The organism is Streptomyces morookaense (assembly GCF_013030945.1).
Lineage (GTDB): Bacteria > Actinomycetota > Actinomycetes > Streptomycetales > Streptomycetaceae > Streptomyces > Streptomyces morookaensis.
This window is the reverse complement of the sequence record NZ_JABBXF010000118.1, coordinates 1-6309: the sequence shown is the minus strand read 5'-3', so window position 1 is coordinate 6309 and position 6309 is coordinate 1. Positions and strand designations below refer to the sequence as shown.

Sequence of the window (6309 nt, the reverse complement as noted above, 5' to 3'; positions counted from 1 at the left end):
CCCGGCACTCCGCAAGGAGTGCCGGGCCCTTCTCGCGCGCCCCGTAAGGGGCGCGGGGCTGTTTCGATGTGCGGCTCCGCCGCGTGGGCGCGACCAGCCACGGCGAACCCGCAGCCGGCGAACTACCGCAACCGCGCCATCAGCGCATGCTCGACCAGCGTGATAAGGGCACTCTTGGCCTCGTTCCGATGCCGCGCATCGGTGATGATGATCGGCGCGTCGGGGCCGATCTGGAGCGCTTCGCGCACCTCGTCCGGGGTGTAGGGCTGGTGTCCGTCGAAGCCGTTGAGGGCGATGACGAACGGGAGCCCGCTGTTCTCGAAGTAGTCGACGGCCGGGAAGCAGTCGGCGAGACGGCGGGTGTCCACCAGCACCACGGCACCGATCGCGCCGCGCACCAGGTCGTCCCACATGAACCAGAAGCGGTCCTGGCCCGGGGTGCCGAACAGGTACAGGATCAGGTCCTGGTCGAGCGTGATGCGGCCGAAGTCCATCGCCACGGTCGTCGTGGTCTTGTCCGGCGCATGGGTGAGATCGTCGATGCCCGCAGAGGCGGAGGTCATCACGGCCTCGGTGCGCAGCGGGTTGATCTCCGAGACCGCGCCGACGAATGTGGTCTTGCCCACACCGAAGCCACCCGCGACCACGATCTTTGCGGAGGTGGTGGAGCGGGCTGCCTCGCCGCTAGAGGTTCCGAAGTCCACTGAGCACCCTTTCGAGCAGTGTCACGTCAGGCTGTCCGCCGGCGGACGCGTCGCCGCCGGGCTGATGAATGGCGACGAGTCCGGCCTCCGCCAGGTCGGCTACGAGGATCCGGGCGACGCCGAGCGGGATGGAGAGAAGTGCGGAGATCTCGGCAACCGACTTGATCTCATGGCACAGATGGCAGATGCGCTGGTGTTCCGGCAACTGCCCGTGGAGCTGGGCGGGCTGGGCCGTCGTATGCACCAGCGCCTCGATGGCGAGCTGGTAACGCGGCCTCGTCCGGCCGCCGGTCATCGCATAAGGACGGACCAGCGGGTTGTGCTTGCCGCCTGACGACGGCGAGTTCGGCGCGGCGGCGCGCCGGTGGTTCTGGGGCTGGACCGGCACGCGCGGGGGGCGGGGCTGCTCCCCCTGTGCGTGGTGGCTCGGCCCGGAGGGGAAGTTGTAGCGGTTCAGCGGGGGTTGGGCCTGCTGGTCATGTCCATACGGGTAACCGCCTGGGGGCGTTGCCACGTCTCCTCCTCCAACTTGCTGTCTGCTGCTGGTCGCGCCACCGCACCCTATGGCGCGGTGGCGCGAAACGCACTGCCTCTTTGCTAGTTGAGAAGGCTCCCCTGCAGTTCGGAGCGGAGTTCCGGCGTCAGGACGCTGCCTGCGCGGTCGACCAGGAGGGCCATCTCGTAGCCCACGAGGCCGATGTCGCACTCCGGGTGCGCGAGGACGGCCAGCGAGGAGCCGTCCGAGATCGACATGATGAAGAGGAAGCCGCGCTCCATCTCCACCACGGTCTGGTTGACCGCGCCTCCCTCGAAGATCCGGGAAGCACCCGCGGTCAGCGAGGTCAGGCCGGAGGCGACAGCCGCCAGCTGGTCGGCGCGGTCCCGCGGAAAGCCTTCGGACATCGCCAGAAGGAGTCCGTCGGCGGAGACCACGACGGTGTGGGACACCCCTGGGGTGTTGTCCACGAAACTGGTGATCAACCAGTTCAGGTTCTGCGCCGCCTGGCTCATCGGGCTCACACTAACGCTCCTGATCGTAGGTGCCGCCGGGGCCGTAGCCCTGGTCGTGTTGCTCATGCTGCTGGTGCGAGGGCGACGGGGACTCCGCGGAGTCCGTGCCCGCACTGCGCCCCTGCTGGATGCCGCGGCGCAGGTTGGCGAGCCTGCCGCGGACATCTTCCGGTGCGCGGGAGATCTGGGGGCCGTTCTGGGCGGTCTGGGCCGCCGTGCCCTCGACCAGGTTGGCCTTGGGCACCCGGCGGGGGAGCCCGGAGGAGGTCACTCCGCCGGCCTTCGGCTGTCGGAGCTGCTCGGCGCGGTGCCAGCGCTCGTCGTTCGCCGACTGCCAGCCGTCCCCCTCCTGAGGCTGCTGTGCGGCCTCCTGCCGGGACTGCTCCGGCTGTGCGCGGTTACCCGTGGCCTCCTCACCCGTCGCGGGCTGCTGCCACTGCCGGTCGCGGCGCGGCAGACCGGCCCCGGTCAGCGAGTGGGAGCCGCTCGAGGCGGGGCCCGGACGGTCGAACTCTACGCGCTCCGGCTGTGCCGTGTCAGCGGTCGGCCGGGATTCCGATTCCGCTCCGTAACCCTGGCCGTAGCCATGCTGGTACGGACCTGCCTCGCTCCACTCCCCTTGGTATCCGGGGCTGTTGAGGGCGTCGTAGGTCTGCGGGACCTCGGCCGCGGGCTCCGCGTACGCGCCTTCCGCATAGGTCTGCGGGAACTGCGGTTCCACCGGTGCCTGCGGCTGCGGCGGGAACTGCTCGTCCTGCGGCGGTACGGGCTCCTGCTGCACCGCGGGTATCTCGTCGCGGAACAGCGGGCGGTTGTCGGCCAGCGCGGCACGCCGCTCCTCGCGCCGCAGCGAGCGGCCCACGGAGTCCATCGGAGCGCCGCCGGCGTCGGGCCGGGGGTCGTACTGCGAGTCGTCGAAGCCGAGTTCGGCGGCCGTGCGCATCCGGCCCAGGTCCTGGGCCTGCTGCTCGGGCACGATCCGGGAGACCGTGAAGTCGTCGTCGGCCTGCGCCTCGCCACCGCCACCGTGCGTGATCGCGTCCGGCAGCATGACCAGCGACGTGGTGCCCGCCTGCTCGCCCGAGGGGCGCAACTGCACGCGGATGCCGTGCCGGGCGGCCAGCCGGCCGACCACGAACAGGCCCATGCGCTGGGCGATGGAGACATCGACGGTCGGCGGGTTGGCCAGCTTGTGGTTGATGTCCGCGAAGTCCTCGGGGGTGAGCCCGATGCCCTTGTCGTGGATCTCGACCATGATGCGGCCGTCCGGCAGCCGGGTCGCGGTGACGCGGACCTTGGTGTGCGGCGAGGAGAACGTGGTGGCGTTCTCCAGCAGCTCGGCCAGCAGGTGCACGAGGTCGGTGACGGCGAGGCCGTGGATCTCGGCCTCCGGCACGCCGGACAGCTCGATGCGCTCGTAGGCCTCCACCTCGGAGGTGGCCGCGCGGAGCACGTCCACCAGCGGGATGGGCTGGTCCCAGTGCCGGCCGGGCTCCTCGCCCGCGAGGATGAGGAGGTTCTCGCCGTTCCGCCGCATACGGGTGGCCAGGTGGTCGAGCCGGAAGAGGTTCTCCAGCTGGTCCGGGTCGGCCTCGTTGTTCTCCAGGTCGGTGATCAGGGTCAGCTGGCCCTCGATCAGACTCTGGTTGCGGCGCGAGAGGTTGGTGAAGATCGCGTTGACGTTGCCCCGCAGCAGGGCCTGTTCGGCGGCGAGCCGGACGGCCTCGCGGTGCACCTGGTCGAAGGCGCGGGCGACCTCGCCGATCTCGTCCTTGGTGGTGATCGGGATCGGCTGGACGCGGGTGTCCACCTTGCCCGGGTCGGTCCGCGAGAGCTGGTCGACGAGCGCGGGCAGCCGCTGCTCGGCGACCTCGAAGGCCGCGCCGCGCAGCCGGCGCATGCTGCGGCTCATCGAGCGGGCCATGCGGCCGGCGATCACGAAGGCGCCGAAGAGCACGAGCACCAGCACCGAGGAGGTGACGATCGCATAGGTCTGCGCGTCCGAGGAGGTCTTCTCGGCCTCGTCCACGGCCTTGTTGGCCATGTCGGCCTCGACGGAGCGGTAGGCGCCGAACTTCGCGGTGGCGGCGGGCATCCAGGTGTCCGCCGTGATGCCCTTGGCCTTCAGCTGGGCGTTGGTGGCGCCGGAGCTGATGGCGGTGGCCATCTTGGTGGCGTCGCCGACCGCCGCGTCCGCGGCGAAGGCCTCCTGGAGCTTCTTGACGTCCGACGGGGTGCCGCCGGCCTCGTACTCGCCGTAGGCGATGTACTCCAGGAAGTTGTAGGAGGAGAAGGACGTCAGCAGCACCTGGCGGTTGGCCGCGCTGCCCGGTTCGATCAGCAGGTGCGCGCCGATGGAACGCTCCAGCGACACGGCGGCCTTCGCCAGGGAGATGGCGTAGAGCGTGCGGCCGTAGGAGGTCACGTTGTCGGTGCCCAGGCCGAGTTCGTTGGTGAAGGCCATGAGCGGACGCTGGATGGCGCCGTAGCCGTCCTCGGTCTGCGCCCCGGGCAGGGCGGAGGTGTAGGCGGCCTTGCGCAGCTTGGGCAGGGTCGCCTCGGTGTCGCGGACGAGCTTGAGGCGGCGCTTGAGGTTCTCGGTGGCCGGCATGTTCTCGACGGCCTTGTCGAAGTCCGCGCGGGCGGAGTCCGTGGCGTCCCGGGCCTTCTTGATGACCGGGTCCTCGGTGCGGCCCTCCAGCAGCGGCTTGGCGGTCAGGTCGCGCTCGTCGATGAGGAAGTGCGCGTAGGTGTCCGCGGCCCGCACGACGCGGGCGGTGTTGGCCGCGTCCTTGGCGTCGAACCAGGTGTTGACGGAGTTCGACACGTCGAGCCCGCCGAAGATCAGGGCGACGATCACCGGGATCAGCAGGATCGCGTTCAGCCGTACGGGCACCCGCCAGTTGCGGGGGGAGAACCTGCCGCCGCGGCCCATGTCGGGCAGGGGGACTTCGGGCACGTCGGAAGGCAGCGCCGCATCGCGCGGCGGCGGGGTGAAGTTGCCCCGCTCGGCTCGCGTCTCCTGCGCGGCGCCCGACTTTCTACGCCTCACTCGACCAACAACCTCTCGGCGTCTGCACCTGTGCTGTGCCGTCTGTTCACGTACCGGTCCGCGACGTACCCGTCGGGATCGGTCCGGGAATTCCAGCACGCCGGGCAGGTGCATTCCAAACAACGGACAGAGCCCGTAAAGGCCGCGATGTGCCGGACATAAAACGGGCATTAAGAGCGAGCGGCGCCAAATGGCCGGGGAATCATGCGCAGAAAGCGATCGACCGGACGCGGCGAGTGGCCGCGTCCGGTCAATTCACTGTCGAAACCGTTATGAAGCCCAAGGCAACCACCGGCGGGACCGTGGCGCATCCCACAGCCGCTCGCCGGTCTATTTCAGCCGGGCCATCAGGGCGTGCTCGACCAGGGTGATCAGAGCGCTCTTCGCCTCGTTCCGGTGCCGGGCGTCCGTCGTGATGATCGGGGTGTCCGGACCGATCTGGAGCGCCTCGCGGACTTCCTCCGGAGCGTAGGGCTGGTGTCCGTCGAAGCCGTTGAGGGCTATGACGAACGGGAGCCCGCTGTTCTCGAAGTAGTCGACGGCCGGGAAGCAGTCGGCCAGGCGCCGGGTGTCCACCAGGACCACGGCACCGATAGCGCCGCGCACCAGGTCGTCCCACATGAACCAGAAGCGGTCCTGGCCCGGCGTGCCGAACAGATACAGGATGAGATCGTCGTCCAGCGTGATGCGGCCGAAATCCATCGCCACGGTCGTCGTGGTCTTGTCCTGGACGTGGCTCAGATCGTCGATGCCGGCCGAGGCGGACGTCATCACGGCCTCGGTGCGCAGCGGACTGATCTCCGAGACCGCGCCGACGAACGTGGTCTTGCCGACGCCGAAGCCGCCCGCCACCACGATCTTCGCCGACGTGGTGGAGCGGCCGACGCCTCCGCTAGAGCTTCCGAAGTCCACTGAGAACCCTTTCGAGCAGTGTCACATCCGGCGTCCCGCCGGACTCCCCGCCGCCGCCCGGCTGGTGGATCGTCACCATGCCGGCCTCCGCCAGGTCCGCCACCAGGATCCGCGCCACGCCCAGGGGCATGTTCAGCAGCGCGGAGACCTCCGCCACCGACTTGACCTCCCGGCACAGGTGGCAGATCCGCTGGTGCTCGGGAAGCAGCCCTCCCAGGTGGGCCGGGTCGGCCGTGGAGCTCACCAGCGCCTCGATGGCGAGCTGGTAGCGCGGCCGGGTGCGGCCCCCCGTCATGGCGTAGGGGCGGACCAGCGGCTGGTCGCCTTCACTCCCGTACGGCGCGTAATCATTGGCGCCGTACGGGCCGGGCGAGGCGGGCGGGGTCATGAATCCTCCGGACGGGACAGCAGGAAGGCAATAATGCCGCCGAGCAGTGGGCCGGTGGGGGGTTTTCGGCCGTGCGGTCGGACGGTTTATGCGGCGTGCGCGGTCAGTTGAGCAGGCTGCCCTGGAGTTCGGCGCGCAGATCCGGGGTCAGGACGTTGCCTGCGCGGTCGACCAGGAGGGCCATCTCGTAGCCCACGAGGCCGATGTCGCACTCCGGGTGTGCGAGGACGGCCAGGGACGAA

Annotated in this window: 6 protein-coding genes and 1 pseudogene; all 7 read right to left on the bottom strand. The window is 69.8% G+C overall.

What is annotated here, in order from left to right:
• Positions 1-122 precede the first annotated feature (122 nt).
• Entirely contained in the window at positions 123-704 is a 582-nt protein-coding gene (locus HG542_RS32270; RefSeq protein WP_171087808.1) for a GTP-binding protein, read from the bottom strand.
• The gene (locus HG542_RS32265; protein WP_171087806.1) at positions 685-1218 is read right to left on the bottom strand and encodes a DUF742 domain-containing protein; all 534 of its coding nucleotides are present in this window, start codon (positions 1216-1218) and stop codon (positions 685-687) included. The genes HG542_RS32270 and HG542_RS32265 overlap by 20 nt, the downstream gene beginning before the upstream one ends.
• A gap of 83 nt (positions 1219-1301) precedes the next feature.
• The gene (locus HG542_RS32260) at positions 1302-1724 is read right to left on the bottom strand and encodes a roadblock/LC7 domain-containing protein (protein WP_171087804.1); all 423 of its coding nucleotides are present in this window, start codon (positions 1722-1724) and stop codon (positions 1302-1304) included.
• A 1-nt stretch (position 1725) separates the two neighbouring features.
• Positions 1726-4767, bottom strand: coding sequence for a sensor histidine kinase (locus HG542_RS32255; RefSeq protein WP_227725328.1), 3042 nt, complete (start codon positions 4765-4767; stop codon positions 1726-1728).
• A gap of 330 nt (positions 4768-5097) precedes the next feature.
• The gene (locus tag HG542_RS32250) at positions 5098-5679 is read right to left on the bottom strand and encodes a GTP-binding protein (RefSeq protein WP_171087800.1); all 582 of its coding nucleotides are present in this window, start codon (positions 5677-5679) and stop codon (positions 5098-5100) included.
• On the bottom strand, positions 5660-6067 hold the full coding sequence (locus tag HG542_RS32245; protein WP_171087798.1) for a DUF742 domain-containing protein: 408 nt from the start codon (positions 6065-6067) through the stop codon (positions 5660-5662). Before HG542_RS32245 ends, HG542_RS32250 begins: the two co-directional genes overlap by 20 nt.
• Positions 6068-6170: 103 nt before the next feature.
• Positions 6171-6309: pseudogene (locus HG542_RS32240) on the bottom strand (roadblock/LC7 domain-containing protein); the annotation flags it as partial.